Genomic DNA, 15,587 nt, shown 5'->3' on the forward strand with positions numbered 1-15,587 from the left:
TTGTTTGAAAATAAACCTTATGCGGTGAAGAGCGACAGGAATGTTACATACTCTTCAAAGACCTCTTTATTGATCTTATATTTTGTATTACGGCCTTCTTTTTCGGCCAGCAACAGATCGGCGTCTACCAGCTGTTTGATGTGGTGGGAAACAGTAGACTGCGCCAGGTCAAGCATATTAAGTATCAAAGTACATGGGGTCCAGTCCTGCTCTTTTCGTATGGCCTCCATGATCTTAATACGGTAGGGGTCGCCAAGTGCTTTGGAGATCTTTTCAATTCTTTTAATGTCTAATTTCTTATTCATTGATGCAAATTTATCGATTATGCTTCTTGAAAGACGTAGATGCCCTCTCCTACAGTGTCATTAAAATGTCATATATCGATATGTTTTTAATCGCCGGGGGCTCCTTTGCATGGCAATCCTGATCGAATGGCTTAAACCATCCGGCAATCTCACACATCAAAATAATAAGACTACCCAGGTATACTTAATCCTTTCTCCTGCTCGGGAAGTACGCTATCGGTTCGCGATAAACTTACTGAAAGGTCTCCACAAGGGTATTAAAAGGGTATCAAAAGGGTATTTATATATCTTTTCGATATTGAAGTGACCTTTAAATATAATTTTGGTGTCAATTATGAAAGTTTATCGATACCTTAGAGAAGCGAAACAGTACACTTGTAATTAATAACCTCAAAAAACCTTTTTATGGCCATTGTTAAAGACAATATCCTCCTCCAATTTGTACGGGGAACCCTCGGCAAACAACTCACGATCTACGAACGGAATGGGCAGATCATTATGGCGACCAAACGTGGCCCTTCAAGGAAAAAGCCTACCCAAAAGCAGTTAGAAGCAAGGGAGAGGATGACCATTGCTTCGGCACGTGCGCAGCTAATGATGGCTGATCCGGAGGTAAAAGCCTACAATGCGTCGCTGGCGGGCCCAGGACAAAATGCCTATAATATGGCAGTGAAGGATGCTTACAACAGTCCTGAGATCCAAAGTATCAGGTTAGAAAAGGAGGAAGTGGTAGTGACTGCGAAAAATGAGTTCCGCGTAGCAGAAGTAGAGGTAAAGGTAGTAGACGCTGACGGTGTTGTTACTGAGAGTGGGCGGGCAGTTTTAGGCTGGAACGGCGTTGATTGGCATTATAAAGCAACAGCGTTGCCTGCAGGCGGTAAAGTCGTTGTGGAAGTGGAAAATTTGCCGGGGAGGTATACGGTGAAGGAATTGCTGCTTACATAAAAAACGTCTTCACTGTTTACGAATGGCTTCTTTCTGATTGGGGACTTTTACCTGTATAGCTGGAATATTCTCCAATCTGCCAGCCAGCGACAATTATTTGATAGGTGTTGTTCCCTCCTTAAAAGCGGGTAGGCATAGCCTTGCCCTCAGTTTTTCAAGTTGGTCCCTTATCATCAGGGACAGCATTGATATCAAGCACATATAGGAGTACGACAAGGCCGTACTCCTGCACTGCTATTGAATTTTTGAAATTGCTTATCTGGCGGCTGTAGTTGCCGGAGAAAGGAGTTTACAATCCGTCATCCAGTTGGTGAGCAGCTGTGGCCACGCGCGGACGGACTGTAAATTGGAGCGGTAACCCATATTGAAGGCATGGTTGCCATTAGCGAAAATATGTGCCTCTACTGGCACTTTTGCCTCCCTATAGCGCTCCAGGAGGCTGACAATAGGTGCAGAACAGCATTCATCATCGTTGGAGGCGATCAGGAAAGCTTTGGGTGCATCTGCCGGCACCTTTTCCGGAATGCCCAGGGGCCCCGGATACACTAATATCTGGAAATCCGGCTTACCATTCAGGCGGTCGATAGGGTCTTTGGCTTTCGGATCACCATCCCCCCGGCCATACGCCACCTGAGCCACCACTTCTCCTCCGGCTGAAAAGCCCCAGATGCCCACCCGGTTCGTATCAATGTTCCATTCGGTTGCATGACTGCGCACAAAACGCATAGCACGGTAGGCATCCTGCCTGATCTCCTTTTCGAGCGTATAAGGCGAGTTCTCCTCACGGAACAGGCGGTATTTCAGAATGATCGCGGCTACGCCTATACTGTTCAGGAAACGGGCAGGATCTCGCCCTTCGGAATTGTACACAAGCAAACGAAAGCCTCCTCCCGGACAGATCACCACCGCAGCACCGGTCGCTTTTTCCTTCGGAGGAAGATAGATCGTGACAGAGGGATTATGGATGTTCTTCACATAATAATCTTTGGCCTCTTCCGATTCGTTTTTCCGGTTTTCGTACCCGGGGGCACCGTTAGGCCACAAATAGAAAGTCTTGGCGGTATCCTGGGCTATAATCGTGGAAAATGGCACCAGGAGGAGCAATGCCAGAAGAACGTACCTGCGTTGCATAGACTAAGTAGTTTTACTACAAGATATACTTTACCGGCCGTATAAATTAGTAAATTAGTAAGAGCAACTGTCAGTATACTTTTTTCACTATCAAAAGTTACATCCATGGCAAACTTCATCCTGCTGCCCGCTACTCAAACCCAGACCAACGAAGATACCAACCCGAAAGTGAAAGACTTCCTCACTACAGTACTCGAACCTGCTGTTAAAAGTGAATTACTGAAACTCAATGCGAGGATGCCCGCCAGACAGGAGAAAAAGATTCCCGTAAAGGTACTGGACTCAATACAGGAAGATGGCGCCAAACTGGTAGAACTCAGCAACGATGAGCTGGCAGATTTCCGCTTCTCTTATCCGGGCTTCAGGATCATCAGGGAGAAGTTTTATAAAAAGGCCATTATTTATCGCGAAGCAATAGAGAAAAAGGCGAAGAAAAACCAGATCAATAATAAGCTGCAGATCACAGTAACAGACAAAGCTGGCAATCTGCTCAAAGATATATACATCGTAGCCTTTACTGATTTTGTAAACAGACTGGGCGATTCCGGTACCACCAACAGCAAAGGCAGGGTCACACTCAACCTGAAGGGTAAACGCATACAGCGGATGTATGTTTACCCGGAACATAGTTACTGGGGATATTATCGCAGCAGCTTTACCGCTACCACCACACTCAATATCGCACTGACATCTATTGACATCAACTACAAAGATGTATTACGGCATTTTTATCACACTGCAGGCTGGCCCTCCATCCCTGCCAGTATCCGAATAGCTGTTATCGATACAGGCGTTGGCCCGCATAAAGACCTCATGGTATCTGGTGGGATGAATTGTGTAAAAGATGAAGACCCGAAAGATTACAAAGACAACGGCGAAGGACATGGCACACACGTGGCTGGCATCATCGGCGCATCAGGAGGCATACATGGTATGGCAGCAGGTGTGGAGATCTTTAGTTACCGGGTATTCCCTGTAGGTCAAGCTGCCTCTAATTTCTATATCATGAAGGCTATCAACCAGGCCATCCTCGACAGATGTGATCTCATCAATATGAGCCTGGGAGAAGCTGAACAGGATGAAGGTATCATCAGTTATATCAAACAGGCTTACAATGCCGGCGTATTGTGCTTTTGTGCCAATGGCAATGACGACCGCGAGAAGGTGAGCTTCCCTGCCTCTTACAGCCTGTCTGTAGCCGTATCGGCGATGGGTAGAAAAAAGACCTTCCCCGCCCGTACCGTACAAACTGCTATTATAAAAGCGCCTTATGGAAAGGATAAGGCCAATTTCATTGCGGACTTCTCCAACATCGGCCCGGAAACAGACCTGACAGCACCAGGCGTAGGCATTATTTCCACTTTCCCTAACGACCGTTACGCCATCATGGATGGCACCAGTATGGCATGTCCGGCAGCTACCGGAATGGCAGCCCGTTTATTGTCTGCCGCCCCTGAAATACTGGCCATGCCACGTACCCAGGCAAGGGCTGATGAGATGCTGAAATATTTGTCGGCCAGGATCAAATCCCTGGGATTTAAGCCTATCTTTGAAGGGAAAGGTATGCTCCTGGGGGAGTAAACGATAGCTATGGGCAACTATATTCTGCAATATATCGGAGATGGGACGCCTGATGCACAACAGGCGCAGGAAATCATACACAATTGTCAGCTGCGTATTATAGACGACAGTCTCTTTCCCCAAACAATACTGCTGGAGCTGGCAGGAACTGATATAGCCAAAGTACGGCCAGCATTAGGGACAGAATGGTCACTTACCCCTGAAAAGGAGTATCGCGTACCTGATACCAGGCGAAAAATAAAGAAAGGATAATATCAGGTGGAAGTATCTGTATCGTCCCAGTCCTGAACATTCATAAAGCGTCTTAGCCAGTTCAGCGCCAGATGCCGTTCAAAAGAAGCCGGCACGTGTACGTCCGCCCTGCTTTTACCGCCACTGAACAAAGTATCCCTGAAATGAGTGGTGGTCAGTTCATAAAAGATATTCTCATCATAGATCTCTGCCGTATCCCTGAAAGTCAGGTTGCTTAGGAACGATTCCAGCTTATCGCCCAGCGCAGGCAGCTGCTGGATCATGTTGTTGATCTGCGCTTCAGTAGCTTCCTCTCCGGGCATTGGTTTATCGTCCACCAATCCTAAGGCCCAGGCCAGTATATAAGCTGCTTCTATTTTCCAGGACAGGTCTAATATCTCGTCTTCCTTTGTTGTCCGGCTATTCAGGTACGCTGCCTCCTTTTCGCTGACATGCGACCAGATATTCTCGTTCTTGAGCCAGTTAACGATACCGTATTTCTTTGTATCATCCTGTATTGTGTAGGCAATGGCAGTGAGGATCATCACTCTGCATCCCACTTCCCTCGGCGTGGCAAAATGTTCCTGATCAAAATTCAGGTACTCCGGATAACTGATCTGATAATTGTCGATACCATGTAGTGAGAGCCGTTCCTCAATTTTTGTAATTCGTGTTGCTAGCATTTATCTTTTAAACTTCTACTTTGTTTATTCACAGGATTTTATGGCTATAAATATACAAATTATCCCAATATATAAACTTTTATATACAGCAAGTACATTTTTGTCAAAAAAAAAGCAGGGCATGCTCCCTTGCCCTGCCGCTCCAAAAGGCCAAACGGCCTATATTTTTACATAGTATCCATAGTATCCTTTTTCATCTTATCCATTTTCTTGTCCACCTTTTCCATTTTTTTATTTATTTTCTTCTCCGCCTTATCTTTTTTATTGTCAACCTTTTCCATTTTCTTATTCAGCTTATCCATTTTTTGCTTCTTATCCGTCTCGCGGTAAAGTTCAGAAGTGTCCTTCTTAATTGGTTCCTGTGCCTGTGCATTTAAAGCCAGGAATACTGTGATTGCTGCAGCAGCAAACCCTTTAGCAAAAACTGATTGGAAGTTCATGATATATTGTATTTATGGATGAATTAATCTCACTCCTTGTCGGCCGGTAAACATTCTCATAACTTCTCTTCCTACCCCACAAAGGCGGGGGCAACTACTATTGTATTTCTGGCATCAGTCCGTTGTTAACTATTATCAGGAACCATCAAAGATATTCCCTTTCCCAGGCCTCTATTTCAGGGGTTAGTCGGTTCTTCAATCAAATACTTGCAAAATCTGTTCCTGTTCCATCAAGGAGAAAATTTTAACACTTCAACTTGTCGTCATAATACGGAGCGGTCTGCTTATCTATCGGGGCAACTGTGTAACGCCGTCTTGCGACTAGCACACACAGCTATTATTCTTGTAGGCATGGGCGCTATCATCACCAGTCCGGCTATTTATAAGCTACCACCATTATCTTGACCATACCTGCTTTGCGTGGATATCAATTTAACATGCTGCATGTTACATTAACAATTAGCGATGTGCTCCTTTTCATCATTCATGTTATACAGGCGATTATTATCGGGTGAAATATTTGGAGCAATGGAAATGATTGCTGTTCCGCTTCATGGGATGCCCCTTCCACTTGATCAGTTTACTGCAAGAAATCTCAATAAATGTGAGTATTTAACATCTCATTAAGAAGACAATCCAAAGTGGGTGGCTATCTTGCGGGCCTGATAGACATGCGATAAGCGTGTCTCTTCATAACGTGAGATATGAAAGCTGGGTATTCTTATCCAGCTCATTCTTCCTCAATCTCAGTATGTATATTCAGTTCTGCCGCAAATGATGCAACAAAAAAGATAATGCTATTACGGCGCTCATTCCCTACTCCGCTTTCAAACTCCTTACCGGATCTGTCAATGATGCCTTTATACCCTGATAACTAACAACTACCAACGTAATAAGAATAGTTGCAACACCGGCAATTAAAAACACATCAACCCCGATAGCAGTGCGATAAGCAAAACCTGCCAGCCATTGGTTCATGAGCCACCCCGCCAGGGGGAATGCGATAAAAACAGCGATCAGCACCAGCTTCAGAAAATCAGCCGACAACAAGACCACTACACTTCTTTCTGATGCACCCAATACCTTGCGGATGCCTATCTCTTTATTTCTTCTCTGTGCGGTGAAAGCGGCCAGACCAAACAAACCCAGACAGGAAATCACTATTGCCAGTCCGGCGGCATAGGCGGACAAAGCAGCCAGGCGGTTCTCAGCAGTATATTGCGCCTGGTATTCACTATCAACGAATTTATAAACGAAGGGAAAACCCGGATCAAATTTCTCATAAGCCTTACGCAGCAGATCGATCGTTTCACGGTTCTTACCGGCTTTGATCCTGACCATTATCCTATAAGTAGCCGCAGGCTCCAGTCGCATGGCAAAGGGTTTCACATGCTGATGTATTGATTCAAAATTAAAATCCTTTACCACACCGGCTATTTTCCTGTTCACGCCCCACATCTTTACTACTTTACCAACCGGGTTAGTAAGTCCCATGCTTTTAACAGCAGCTTCATTAAAGATGATCTCTGTACTGTCAGAGCTTACATTGTTATTGAAACTCCTACCTTCTTTCATGGTCATGCCCAGGGTTTCAATAGCGCCATAGTATACACCAATGTTAGCGAAACTGGTTTTATCATCCGGTTGTTTACCCTCCCAGTGGATATCTGAGGTGCTGCCATAGTCGGCCACTATACTGGCATGATCAATACTGGATGCCGCCACCACCCCGGGCAGGCTCCTGATGGCATTCACAAACACAGGTGTTTTTGTGATCACTTCTGATCCCAGCTGAAAGCTGATAATGTTGTCTACATTATAACCCGGGTCCTTTGTTTGTATATACCTGATCTGTTTATACACCACCAGTACAGCTATTATGAATACCGCTGAGATAATGAACTGGAACATGACCAGTCCTTTCCTTACCCAGATCTCCCCTAATGAAGCCCGTAATTTGCCTTTCAGGATAGCTATTGGATTGAAACCAGAGAGATAAAACGCGGGATAAAATCCGGCCAGAATACCCGTAAAAAGGGTAATGCCTAAAACAGACAGCCATAATACAGGTTCAACATATAGTGATATCTGTTTGCCGGTAATATGGTTAAACGCAGGCAATAGAAATGGTAAAATTACCAGCGTGACTACCAATGCTAAAAAGGTGATCAGGATCGATTCTCCCAGGTACTGAAAAATAAGCAGCTTTCTGTTTGCACCTACCACCTTGCGGATACCCACTTCCTTCAATCTTTTAGACGCCTTCGCGGTAGACAGGTTCATGAAATTGATGCTGGCAATGATGAGGATGAAAAGGGCAATGATAGAAAACATACGTACATATTCTATCCTTCCTCCTACCTGCATGCCATTTACATACCGGTTGTATAAGTACCCGGAAGAATATTGACGGGCAAACAGCTTGTAGCCGGCATTTTTATCTTTAGTCCTGGTGAAGTTTAATATTTTCTTATTGAACTGCGCTATATCCGTGCCCTTCTTCAGGACCAGGTAAGTTGACGGATCAATGCTTCCCCATGACTTCAAAAAGGAATATTGCTCGAGGTACACATCAAAAGGCAGGATGTAGTCATGTTTTACAGACGAGTTAGCGGGCATATCATCAAACACGCCTGATACCTGGTACTGCTTTTCATGCTGCCACTCAATAGTGCGGCCCACTACGTTCTCTGTAGTATGAAACAGCTTCATCGCCAGCTGCTTTGATATGACAATGCTGTTTTTATCTGACAAGACCTGGTCTTTGTTTCCCTGTAAAAGCGGGTAATAAAAGATATTGAAATAGTCTTTTTCGGCATAATAGCCCACCGCGTTCAGGTTGTCTTCTTTTACCGACAATGTGGTCTCTCCTGCCCAGTAAGGATAAATAACGGCAGAAGCGTATTCCACTTCCGGCATATCCTCTTTCAACGTTCTTGCCAGGATCCCCGGCGTGGCAGCCATCGTTTGTACCCCTTCCGAATTCTCCACGTTGGTCATTACCTGGTACAGCTGACTATCTTTCGCGTGAAATTTATCAACGTGTACTTCATCATTGATCCACAGATAGATCAGTATTGCACAGGTTAATCCGGTAGACAGACCAACCAGATTAAGCAAGGTAAACTGGCGGTCCTTCATAAGATTGCGCCAGGCAATTTTGATGTAGTTTTTAAGCATCGGTGGGAGTGTTTTGACTATTCAGCAGTTGCAAAGCCAAGCCAGTGCCAATCTATAGATAGCTATTATAAAAACAAATATACATTATTCATATACTCATATGTTCACTTTTGGAACATTGCCTGTCCGGTAACGTAAAGAGCGGCAATTGTGCCACCCTTTACGTAAATTAAAGTATAAAGCAGTATTTAATTGGTAGCGCCCCCATTTACCAATAGGTGCTGGCCATTTACGAATGAAGAGAGCTCACTGGCAAAGAATTCTGCAACATTTGCCACATCTTCCACTTCTGCCAGCCTGCCCATTGGACAGCTATCAAGCAACTGTTTTCTTAACCGCGGATAAGCAGTGGGATCAACGAAGATACCCGAATGATCTACGGCAAACGGAATGATGGAGTTTACTGTGATACCCTTGTGGCCAATTTCTTTCGACAACACATCCACCAGATAGCGAGGTGTAGTCTTACTGCCGCCGTAAACGGCCATCCCCGGAACGGGGAATGCAGTGGTGGAAGAGGCGATGTAAATGATACGGCCTTTGTCTGCCACGTATTTTGCGGCCTGTTGCAAGGTAAAATAACTGCCCTTCGTGTTGATTGCAAAAACGCGATCAAATTGCTCTTCAGTAAAGTCTACCACAGGCGTTTCGACCATTTCAATACCGGCGTTGGCAACTACGATGTCAATCTTGCCAAATTGTTTCAATGCTTCCTGGAACAGGTAGCTGATCTCTTCCACCTTTGTCAGATCCGCTTTTACTGCAATCACCTTTACACCAGTTTTTTCAATACTGGCTACTGCTTCATCTGCAGAGCTTTTGTCGCGCGAATAATTAAGTACAATATTAGCGCCCAATAATGCATAACGTTCTGCGATAGCCCTTCCGAGGCCTCGTGCTGAACCAGTTACCAGGGCGACTTTATTTGTTAACGATGTCATTGTAATAATTTTTACGGATAAGTTATGAACACCTATATAATATGGGTTTGTAAGCATTGCACTGATATTACTTCAGCGCTTCGTTCAGCTGGCGAACCACCTCTTTTACAGATTCCTGTACGGCGGGAACTTTGTTGATGCCGTTGAGTATGCCAAAGTCATGAATCACACCGACGTAACGGGTTACAACACAGTTAACACCAGCTTCACGCAATTTTTTACCGTATGCTTCACCTTCATCACGTAAAGGATCATTCTCAGCGGTTTGTATCAGGGTGCGGGGTAGTCCCGTCAACTGTTCTTTGGTAGCTACCATTGGTACGGCATAGCGCTCTTTGCGGGTTGCAGCGTTAGGAGCATATAGGTTCCAACCAAATTCCATGAAGTCACGCGTCAGGAAACGACCATCAGCGAACTCCTTATAAGATTCAGTATTAAAGTCTGCGCCCACGGCGGGATACAAGAGTACCTGCATTTTGATAGCAGGACCGTTTTTGTCCTTTGCCATCAGTGCAATGGCGGCTGACATGTTACCGCCAACACTGTTACCAGCAATAGCAAGGCGGGCAGGATCAACATTCATCTCGGCGCCATGTGCCGCTACCCACTGCAGGGTGGCATAGGCTTCGTTGATCTGGGTAGGATACTTTGCCTGGGGAATAAGTGTGTAGTCAGGAAATACGATTACAGCATTTGTACCTACTACCAGATCGCGCACCAGGCGCTTATGGTTTTCAAAATTACCTACCAGCCATACACCTCCATGGTAGAAAACTATTACAGGCAATGTTCCCGTAACGCCCGCCGGTCTGACAATATGTACCGGTACGCTGATACCATCTTGCGTAATTACTCTTTCCGTCACCTCAATGCCTGAAAGATCTACTTGTGTCTGATTTTGCAGCGCAGTTAAAGCGTCAGCAGGACCCGTGCCCGGCAGCTTATAAATCGGAGGCTGGCCTTTACCGGCATCATTGAGCCCTTTGAGAAAAACCCGGATCTGGGGATCAATACGCGGATCCACGCCTGGATCATTTTTTTGCGCATTAGCCTTCATAGCAATTCCTACCAACATTGTCATAGCAATTTTTTTGAGTTTCATTGTTTATTGTTTTGTTGCTGATGTGAAATTATGGCTGTGGAAGAACGTACGTAAATGCGGCTCGTTGAACTGGCCTTCAGACACGTTGAGTTGGGGTTAAAGGCACAGGAAAACAGAATATGGCAAAACAACAAGCCTGTGTACAAGCATATAAAAGCGCTCCTGACGCCATCAGGTATATAAATAAAAATAGCCTGTATCGCACGTTTTGATACAGGCTATTTCTAAAAATGTCTATGTGGAAATTACCTGGGTCGTACTATGCCCAGTTTTTTCATACGGGAAGTGAGTGTTGATACTTTCAGATCTAACATAGCCGCAGCCCCATTTTTTCCGGCCACCTTCCAGTTGCATTTGCCCAAAACTTTTAAAATATGGTTACGGTCATGCGCAGACATAGAAAGATTTTCGGCTTCCGTCTCAGCGGCCTTTGTGTTGAGCATAGGCAGGCGGTCAACCATCGCACCGGGGCTGATAAGAACGCTGCGGAAGATTACATTTTCAAGTTCACGGATGTTACCTGGCCAGTCATACTTCAGCAGTTGTTCCATAGCACCGTCGGTAATACCGGTCATAGGCTTATCCAGCTCCTGTGCGTAGCGTTTAATAAAGTGTTCCGCGAGGAGGGGGATGTCGCCATTGCGTTCACGTAACGGCGGCACCAGTAACGGAAATACGCTCAGTCGATAATACAGATCGATACGAAATCTTCCTTTTGAAATTTCATCTTCAAGGTGGCGGTTGGTGGCAGCCAGCACACGCACGTTGATCTTTTTAAGTTTACCGCCGATAGGCTCAATTTCTTTTTCCTGTAGTACGCGCAGAAACTTTGACTGTAGATCAATGGGTAACTCACCAATTTCATCCAGAAAAATTGTACCACCGTCAGCCTGTTCAAACTTTCCAATACGGCGGGTTTGTGCACCGGTAAACGCACCCCGTTCATGTCCGAATAGTTCTGCCTCTACAAGCGAAGCGGGAATGCCGCCGCAATTCACTGTTATGAATGGTTTGTCACGCCGGGATGATTGTTCATGGATTTCACGCGCCACCAATTCTTTACCAGTGCCGGTTTCTCCAAGGATAAGAACAGATATGCCCGAACTGGCTGCGATACGTATCTGTTCAATAAGCTCCTTCGTTTTTTCACTGTCACCTACAATACGGCAGGGACGAATGTGAGCTTCCTTTAGATTGACACCGGTACTGACAGAGCGGTTGATATCCGGCTTTGGCGTATGTCTTTTATGAAGATGCAAGTACCAGGCAACATCCATGGTTACCAATACATCTGTTTTCCGAAAGGGTTTTACCAGAAAGCCATATGGATGGGTAGCTTTTGCCTGCTCAAGGACTGCCTTGTTAGAGCTGGCAGAAAGGTAAATGAAAGCAACTCCCCGCTGATTGAGCTGGTGAGCCAGATCAATGCCGGTAAGGTCTCCCTTTAAAAAAATATCCAACAACACCATATCGACAGGATTATGATCCAGGATAGCTAATGCTTCCTTCACTGTAGTAGCAACTGGATACACTTCGTAACCGGCGCCGAGAAGCGTCCGCTCCAGAGCATGTGCCTCTACAAACATATCTTCTACAATCAGAATCTTAGTTTTCAAATGAATGTTACTTTATGGTGTTAGTGACGCGATTCAAAAAAATAAGAAAACAGGTGTAGAACAGTAACCATAACACCGGGCAAGTTACATGCCGTTACACAAAAATAAAAACTATCGATATTTCGATAGTTGGAGTTCCCATTTGCGTTTTCTGTCTGAATGACAGTAGAGCAGGACTCCTTTTTTAAGGGCTCGGTCATTCGCGGCCGGACGCTCAGAGAAAACTCAGACAAAACTTGATGATGCTTACTGGCAGGGCTTCTACTTTTTGGGGATACGTAAGCGGATATGTAGCCCCGGGTCGTTGAACAGTTCTGCGGTCGCACCCATTTCCCGGCTGAGCCCATGTATCAGCTTCAATCCCAGGGATCCCGGACGTTCAGGCCGGTCTTTTGCCAAGCCGATGCCATTGTCCACGATGTCAACCTCAAAGTTATCTCCGGCAAATATTAAGCGGATCAGGATAGCCATGTCGTCTGTTTTACGCGGGAACGCATATTTATAAGCATTGGATACGGATTCATTGACAATCAGGCCCAGCGGAACGGCTATATCAAGGCCAACTTCTACCGGCTCCACGTCTAATATAATATTCATGGGTACTTCCTGCCCAAAACTTTCTTTGAGATAGGAAGTCAGCTCACTGATATAATCAGCGAGGTTAATAGTAGCTATAGCATCATCTGCATAAAGTTTCTGATGGATGAGTGACATAGCATATACCCTGTGCTGGCTGTTCTCTATTGCTTTCAATGCGTCGTCTTCCAGAAACTCAGCCTGTATTTCCAGCAGATTTACCACTGCCTGGAGATTGTTTTTAACCCGGTGATGCACCTCTTTCAGCAGCCACTCCTTCTCTCGCAGCAATAGTTCCAGTTGTAAGTTTTTTTGGCTGATGGTTGCAGCCATCCTGAGCTTACTGCGGTTCTGCCGATAAAAAAGTATAATTGCTACAAGAATAAGGACTACGGCCCCGACACTGATATTGCGAATCCATTCTGCATGACGCCGCGTTGCGACATGCAGTTCGTTACTTCGTTGTAGAAGCTTTATTTCCCGGGTCTTCTTTTCTGTTTCATAAGCCACTGTATAGTGCTGTATCTCCCTGACCTTGTTATCCTCAAACACAGTATCATTAGAGGTACGATTCAGCTGGAGATAATGGATAGCTTTGAGGTAGTTGCCCATTGCAGAATCAGCGAGAAAGCGCATATAATACAAATGTGCTTTGCGCTGCAGGCTCATACCCGGTAAATACAGCTCGGCACTGTCCAGATAGCGCTGCGCTCTTTTAAATTGACCGCTTTCAACGTAAAAAAATGCTATCCTGTGAAAAGGCTCTTCCGAGCCTGGCTGCCGCTGCTGAGCGTTGACAAATTCCCGTAAGAAATATCCTTCGGCCTTGCTATACTGCTTCAGTTTCAGGTAGCAATCTCCGATGCGCGCCAGAATAGCCTGTTGATCCTGGAAAGTGGCAGGTGGATGCACCTTTGCCTGTGCCAGGATATAGTTCAGTGCTTCCTGGTACTTATGTTCTTTGAACAGGTCTGACGCTTCACTTTCAAGACTAGTCCAGATACTACCGGTATCTCCACCAAATTCCACCAGATAGTACAGTGCACGATCATAGTTTTCCTTCGCCTTGTCGCGATGCCCTGTTCTGCTAAAAAGCATAGCCAACATCTGGTAAACAGCACCTGCACTGGCAGAGTCGCCATTGGCTTTTACATAATCAACCGCTTTCAGGGCATCGAACAGTGCAACGTCGTAACGTCCCAGTACCCAGTTTATATGAGATAGAGAAAGGTATACTCCCTGCAACTGTTTTGATCCCCGCCGGCGACCAAAAGCCAGCAGGTCGTTCAGAAGCCGCTCCGCATTGTCGTACTCATGACGGCACATCAGGAGTTCAGCCCAATTACGGCGAAACAGCAGATAGGAATCCGGATGATGGACAGAGTCAGTAATTGAAGCAGCTTGCGCGAACAATTGTTCTATCTTTTTTTGAAGTGTCCCCTGATCGGGACGATTGAGGTAACGATAGATGAGACCTATAAGAATGTTCGCATGGGTAGTGTCGTCGGCACTTGCAGCCAGCTGCTCTGCTGCATTATATTGCTCCTGAAATCCAAGCCAGGCAGCCTTTACCAACAGTACCTGATTGCGGACAGATTGCTCATGCAGAATGGTGGCAAGCGAATCAGCCGATCGCAGAAACATACCTGCTTTTTGCACATCAGCCGGATATTTGGCAGACTTATAAGTGTAAAAAGACGCTAGCTTCAACAGTAATTTCAGCCGGGCATCCGCAGATGGATGAGCATGAAGTTCAGCCATCAGTTCCGGTACCTGGCTCGCAGCCACAACTGGTGGTTTTATAGTATACTGCGCCTGCGCATTCCGAATACTCAAACACATTCCCGACAATGATACAACGACGGCTATCAGAAGCCGCTGCAGGCGATGGACAGATACCGCATGCTTAATTTTCCCCAAACATATGTCCATGCTGTGATGAAGCGGTATTTTCCGAAACGCTTATAGCCAGCAAATTACAAGACTTCCGTTAAAAGTAAAACGATCTGCCGAAATATCGACAGCTCCAGCTGGCAACACTATCTAAATGTCGACATATTTTAAAAAGAACAACTCTTAAAATTTTGATTCTAAAAACATTATTGAGTGGCACACAGATTGGCTAATGAAGATGACGAATTAAAGCATAGCAACCGATGACTTGTGTAATTATTGACGACAATCCGATCGCCAGAGCAACGCTGGCGCAGCTGGCCACCATGGTTAACGACCTCGTGATCAGTGCCGAATGCAGCAATGCAATTGAGGCATATAATTTCCTGTTGGAGCAAAAGGTAGATCTGCTCTTGCTGGACATAGAAATGCCAGAAATGTCAGGTCTTGAACTCATAAGGAATCTACAGGACAAAAAGCCAGTGGTCATTTTTACCACTTGTAAAAATGACTATGCGGTGCAGGCATTTGAGCTCAACGTAGCGGACTATCTGGTAAAACCGGTACCACCGAATCGTTTTATACAGGCCATCGACAGAGCCAGGTCAATGCTTCAAACCCGGGAGCATGGCATTCAGGCCATGACTGATGAATTTATTTTCATCCGTGATTCTACCACAATACGCAAGCTAAAGCTGGACGATATTCTGTTTGCCGAAGCAATGGGCGATTACGTAAAAATACATATGCGCCAACGGCACTATTTGATACATGTTAAATTTAAGACTGCAGCCGAGCGGCTGCCGGCAACCAATTTTATTCGTGTGCACCGATCGTTTATAGTGGCCCTTGATAAAATAGACTGCCTGCAGGACGGGGGCCTTGTTATAGAAGGCCGCTTTGTGCCGATAGCCGACACGTATCGCAGGAACTTTATTAATCGCATCAACGTCATATAATGGC

13 protein-coding genes are annotated in these 15,587 nt (G+C 45.5%); 4 read left to right on the forward strand and 9 right to left on the reverse strand.

Annotated features, from left to right (window positions below):
* Positions 1-17: 17 nt before the first annotated feature.
* On the reverse strand, positions 18-305 hold the full coding sequence (locus L3C95_RS10045; protein ID WP_236386596.1) for an ArsR/SmtB family transcription factor: 288 nt from the start codon (positions 303-305) through the stop codon (positions 18-20).
* Positions 306-710: 405 nt separating this feature from the next.
* Between L3C95_RS10045 and L3C95_RS10050 the strand changes: the two genes are divergently transcribed.
* Positions 711-1,250 carry a hypothetical protein gene (locus tag L3C95_RS10050; protein ID WP_236386595.1) on the forward strand — a complete coding sequence of 180 codons (540 nt, stop codon included), beginning with the start codon at positions 711-713 and terminating at the stop codon, positions 1,248-1,250.
* Positions 1,251-1,505: 255 nt separating this feature from the next.
* Here the strand turns inward: L3C95_RS10050 and L3C95_RS10055 are convergent, their stop codons facing one another.
* Positions 1,506-2,381 (reverse strand): alpha/beta hydrolase, encoded by an 876-nt coding sequence (locus L3C95_RS10055; RefSeq protein WP_236386593.1) that lies wholly within the window; start codon positions 2,379-2,381, stop codon positions 1,506-1,508.
* A gap of 105 nt (positions 2,382-2,486) precedes the next feature.
* On the opposite strand from L3C95_RS10055, the gene L3C95_RS10060 reads away from it, so the two are divergent.
* On the forward strand, positions 2,487-3,962 hold the full coding sequence (locus L3C95_RS10060) for a S8 family serine peptidase (protein ID WP_236386591.1): 1,476 nt from the start codon (positions 2,487-2,489) through the stop codon (positions 3,960-3,962).
* Between the two features lie 9 nt (positions 3,963-3,971).
* Entirely contained in the window at positions 3,972-4,214 is a 243-nt protein-coding gene (locus L3C95_RS10065) for a hypothetical protein (RefSeq protein ID WP_236386589.1), read from the forward strand.
* A gap of 2 nt (positions 4,215-4,216) precedes the next feature.
* Here L3C95_RS10065 and L3C95_RS10070 read toward each other — a convergent pair whose 3' ends face one another.
* The 7 genes from L3C95_RS10070 to L3C95_RS10100 all read right to left on the reverse strand — a co-directional run bounded on the left by L3C95_RS10070 (position 4,217) and on the right by L3C95_RS10100 (position 14,573).
* The gene (locus L3C95_RS10070; RefSeq protein ID WP_236386587.1) at positions 4,217-4,876 is read right to left on the reverse strand and encodes a DUF4272 domain-containing protein; all 660 of its coding nucleotides are present in this window, start codon (positions 4,874-4,876) and stop codon (positions 4,217-4,219) included.
* A gap of 167 nt (positions 4,877-5,043) precedes the next feature.
* Positions 5,044-5,316, reverse strand: a complete 273-nt coding sequence (locus tag L3C95_RS10075) for a hypothetical protein (RefSeq protein ID WP_236386586.1) — start codon at positions 5,314-5,316, stop codon at positions 5,044-5,046.
* Positions 5,317-6,132: 816 nt separating this feature from the next.
* The gene (locus L3C95_RS10080; RefSeq protein ID WP_236386584.1) at positions 6,133-8,496 is read right to left on the reverse strand and encodes an ABC transporter permease; all 2,364 of its coding nucleotides are present in this window, start codon (positions 8,494-8,496) and stop codon (positions 6,133-6,135) included.
* Positions 8,497-8,684: 188 nt separating this feature from the next.
* On the reverse strand, positions 8,685-9,437 hold the full coding sequence (locus L3C95_RS10085; RefSeq protein WP_236386582.1) for an SDR family oxidoreductase: 753 nt from the start codon (positions 9,435-9,437) through the stop codon (positions 8,685-8,687).
* A 67-nt stretch (positions 9,438-9,504) separates the two neighbouring features.
* Positions 9,505-10,539, reverse strand: a complete 1,035-nt coding sequence (locus L3C95_RS10090) for an alpha/beta hydrolase (RefSeq protein WP_236386580.1) — start codon at positions 10,537-10,539, stop codon at positions 9,505-9,507.
* A gap of 245 nt (positions 10,540-10,784) precedes the next feature.
* The gene (locus tag L3C95_RS10095; protein ID WP_236386578.1) at positions 10,785-12,155 is read right to left on the reverse strand and encodes a sigma-54-dependent transcriptional regulator; all 1,371 of its coding nucleotides are present in this window, start codon (positions 12,153-12,155) and stop codon (positions 10,785-10,787) included.
* Between the two features lie 261 nt (positions 12,156-12,416).
* Positions 12,417-14,573: a sensor histidine kinase gene (locus L3C95_RS10100; protein ID WP_236386576.1), complete on the reverse strand. Its 2,157-nt coding sequence runs from the start codon at positions 14,571-14,573 to the stop codon at positions 12,417-12,419.
* A 314-nt stretch (positions 14,574-14,887) separates the two neighbouring features.
* On the opposite strand from L3C95_RS10100, the gene L3C95_RS10105 reads away from it, so the two are divergent.
* Positions 14,888-15,583: a LytR/AlgR family response regulator transcription factor gene (locus L3C95_RS10105; RefSeq protein ID WP_236386574.1), complete on the forward strand. Its 696-nt coding sequence runs from the start codon at positions 14,888-14,890 to the stop codon at positions 15,581-15,583.
* The last annotated feature ends 4 nt before the right edge of the window (positions 15,584-15,587 follow it).

The organism is Chitinophaga filiformis, assembly GCF_021646545.1.
Taxonomy (GTDB): domain Bacteria; phylum Bacteroidota; class Bacteroidia; order Chitinophagales; family Chitinophagaceae; genus Chitinophaga; species Chitinophaga filiformis_A.